Genomic DNA, 3,847 nt, shown 5'->3' with positions numbered 1-3,847 from the left:
CGCACCGTGACCGCTACCATACGACGCCTCGTCGACCGGGGCGTGCCGATGACCGCGCGCGACGGCGTCGTGCTGCGCTCGGTGGTGCACCGCGTTGCCGACCGCGACACGCAGCCGATCGCCCTGGTGCGCAACCCCTACGGGGAGCCGCTCACCCGGAACCTCCCGGTGTGGGCACTGCTGGACGCCGGCTTCGCGGTCGTGATCCAGGACTGCCGGGGCACGGCCGACTCAGACGGGCAGTTCGTCCCGTTCGAGGGGGAGGCTGCCGACACCGTCGATGCGATCGAGTGGGCCGGTGCGCTCCCGTTCAGCGACGGCCGGGTCGTCATGTACGGCGCGTCCTATTCGGGCATGGTGCAGTTGGCCGCGGCGGTGCGCCAGCCGGCGGCACTGGCCGGCATCATCCCCGTCGTCGCACCCGACGACTATCACACACGCCTGGCCTACCGAGGCGGCGCGTTCCAGATGGGCCAGCTCACCGGTTGGTACACCATGAAATCGCTGCAGAGCCTGCAGTACCGCGCTGCGGCCGGTGAGGACGTCCGCGAGCTGTTCGGCCGGTTCGCCCGGCACGCCGCCGACCCGTGGCGCTCGATCGCGAGCGGCCCGCTGGCCGAGGCCCCGGTTCTCAGTGAACTGTTCCCGACATGGGGGCGGTGGACCGGCAACGACGCCGCCGGCGACTACTGGCCGACCGTCAGCTACCGTGACCAACGCGACCGAATCGCCGTGCCGGGCCTGCACATCGGCGGCTGGTTCGACCTGTTCCTCGGCGGCACCCTCGCCAACTTCACCGAGCTGCAGGCCCACGCCGCGACCGAACGCGCCCGGGCCGGGCAGCGTCTCATCATTGGCCCGTGGCAGCACACCGATCAGAGCGGAACGGTCGGCGACCTCAGTTTCGGCGCCGCGTCGTCGGCCGCCGGCATCGGCCTGGAGGCAACGGTCACCGGGTTCGCCGCGGCCGCCGCGGGAGACACGGACATCCCCGGCCCGGCGGTGCGGGTCTACGTCATGAACGCGGGCCGGTGGCGCGAAGCCGACACCTGGCCGCTGCCGCAGGCCGTGCCGACGCCGTGGTACCTGCAGCCCGGCGGCGGGCTGTCGCCGCAGGCCCCCGGCGCCGACGGCGGCGAGTCCGGTTTCGTCCACGACCCCACCGACCCCGTACCGATGCGCGGTGGCCAGTCCGGCATCTTCGCAGGCGGTCTCGGCGGCGGCGTCGAATGGGGGCCCGGGCCGCGTGATCAGCGCCCGCTCGATGACCGCGGCGACCTGCTGCGGTTCACGAGCGCGCCGCTGGATGCCGACTTGGAGGCGACCGGTCCGGTCACGGTCCGGTTGCACGCAGCCACCGACGCCGACGACACCGACTTCGTCGCACGCCTGATCGACGTCTACCCCGATGGTCGGGCGATCGGCGTCGTCGACGGCATCGTGCGCGCGAAGTTCCGCGGCGGTCAGGACCGCGCCCGCCCGATCACACCCGGCCAGCTCGTCGAGTACGAGATCGACCTGTGGGCCACCAGCTGGCTGTTCCGCGCCGGGCACCGCATCCGCATCGACGTCGCCAGCTCGTCGTACCCGAACTGGGACGTCAACGGCGGCCACCTTCGCAACAATGCCACTGTGGACCCGACCGAGCGTCGCACCGCGACACAACGGGTGCGGCACGACAGCGCCCACCCGTCGCACGTGGTCCTCCCCCTCGTTCCCCCCGAACCGAACCGGGAACACCTCGTTCCCGCATCCGCACAGCAAGGAGACACTCAATGAAGAGCGCACGCACGACCGGCTGGATCGCGCTGATTGCGGCCACCGGCATCGCCCTGGCCGGCTGCGCCGGCACCCCCACCAGCGGCGGGGGCGACGGCGGCGGCGGCGGCGGCGAACTCGTCAGCGGTCCCGGCATCGACGTCGACACCAAGACCATCCGCGTCGGCGCCCTCGTCCCGGTCTCGGGCGTGTTCGCGGGAGCGATCACGAACATCGAGGGCATCGAGGCCGCATTCCACCGCGCCACGCAGCCCGGTGGCGACCTGGAGGGCTGGACGGTCGAGGTCGTCAACCAGGACACCAAGTACGACGCGGCGACCGCCATCCCGCTGTACGAGGGCTTCAAGGACGACATCTCGATGGTCACCGTCGTGCTCGGCTCGACCATCATCGATGCGCTGCTCCCGTCCATCGAGGCCGACAACATGACGCTCATCCCGGGGGGCACGACCCCCAATCTGCAGTGGGAGAACCACATCGTCCCGAGCCTGCCGATGACGAGCGTGCACGCGTCGAGCCTGATCCCCTACGCGGTCGACGAGTACGACGTGGGCGACGCGACGTTCTGCAGTCTCACGGTGGAAGACGCGCTCGGCGGCTACATCCAGGAGAACTTCGACTACACCGTCGAAGCGCTCGGGCTCACGAAGGGCATCGACACGAAGTTCGCCCCGAACGCCGACCAGCTCACCGCACAGATCACATCGCTGAAGGATGCCGGGTGTGAGGTCGTCATGACCGGCGGCGTCGGCGGGTTCCTGCAGACCCTGGCGGTGCAAGCATCGCAGCAGGACTACGCCCCGCTCGTGCTGGCCGGCAACTCCTCCTACAACATCACCCTGGCGACCGGCCCCGGTGCGGACTGGCTCTCCGAGAACGCCATCATCTCCGTCCCCGGTGATGAATGGCTCGGCACCAATGCCCCCGGTCAGGCGATGATGATCGAAGATCTCACCGCGATCAACCCCGACGTCGTCCCGACGGCGAACGCCCACCTCACCGGATACGTCAACGGCCTGCTGTCGGCGAAGATCCTGGCCCAGGCGATCGCCGACGGCGATGTCAGCCGCGAGGGCGTCGCGACGGCGCTGTCGGAGGTCGGCACCTGGGTGGACGAGCTCGGACTCACCGGCGGTGACGTCGTGATCGGTGCCACCGCCGCCGAGAACGTGCCGCCGACGAAGCTGTCGATGTTCCGCATCGACGCCGAGGTTCCGACGGGATTGAAGCTCGAGAAGTACTACTACGAGTCCGCCGTGACCGACGACTACATCGCCTCGATCACGCCATGACCCCGCGGGGACGGCGGGCATCGGCCGGCCGTCCCCGACCCCACCCCGGGCAACACAAGGAGGTGTCCCGTGACACTCGAACACTCCCCGACCACCGATACCACGCTCCTGGAGCTGGCGGAGGTGTCGGTCTCCTACTCCTCCGGCGCGGTCCGCGCGCTGCAGAACGTCAACCTCACCGTCCGCCACGGCCAGATCGTGGTCCTCCTCGGCGTCAACGGCGCCGGCAAGACGACGACACTGTCGGCCATCACCGGCCTGCTGCCATACACGGGGGGATCGCTCGACACCGGCGCCGTGCTGCTCGACGGCCAGGACCTCAAGGGCATGACCCCGGCCACCCGCGTGCAAAGCGGCGTCTCGATGGTGATGGAGGGCCGTCGCGTGTTCCCCGACCTCACCGTGGAGGAGAACCTCATCGCCGGGGGGTTCACCCGGCCGGCCGCCGAGGCCCATGAGACCCGCGATCAGGTTCTCACCATGTTCCCGATCCTCGCCGAGCGGCGCCGGCAGCTGGCCGGACTGATGTCCGGCGGCGAACAGCAGATGCTGGCCATCGGGCGCGCGCTCATGCAGCGACCCACCCTGCTCATGCTCGACGAGCCGTCGCTGGGACTGGCGCCACTGATCGTGGAGCAGATCAAGCAGTACGTCGTGGACATCAACGCCGAGGGAACCAGCGTGCTGCTGATCGAGCAGAACGCCGCCATGGCGCTGTCGATCGCCGACTACGCGTACGTGCTCGACGGCAAGACCGTCGCCCATCAGGGCACCGG

General features: G+C 70.0%; 3 protein-coding genes. All 3 read left to right on the top strand.

The genetic code is table 11. From position 1 onward, the window contains the following. A partial coding sequence (locus ACK5KK_RS12620) for a CocE/NonD family hydrolase (protein ID WP_416890435.1) occupies positions 1-1,779 on the top strand: 1,779 nt, incomplete at its 5' end. Further along, positions 1,776-3,071, top strand: a complete 1,296-nt coding sequence (locus ACK5KK_RS12615) for an ABC transporter substrate-binding protein (protein WP_416890434.1) — start codon at positions 1,776-1,778, stop codon at positions 3,069-3,071. The genes ACK5KK_RS12620 and ACK5KK_RS12615, both read left to right, overlap by 4 nt. 69 nt (positions 3,072-3,140) lie before the next feature. Further along, positions 3,141-3,847: ABC transporter ATP-binding protein (locus ACK5KK_RS12610; RefSeq protein WP_416890433.1), on the top strand; the 707-nt coding region annotated here is incomplete at its 3' end.

It is taken from the genome of Microbacterium sp. (genome assembly GCF_047972865.1).
In the GTDB taxonomy this organism is placed as follows: domain Bacteria; phylum Actinomycetota; class Actinomycetes; order Actinomycetales; family Microbacteriaceae; genus Microbacterium.
This window is presented reverse-complemented; position numbering and strand designations above follow the sequence as displayed.

What these genes read in the sequence shown, in the direction of transcription:
- ACK5KK_RS12615 (WP_416890434.1), top strand. Translation starts at nt 1,776, where the DNA reads ATGAAGAGCGCACGCACGACCGGCTGGATCGCGCTGATTGCGGCCACC.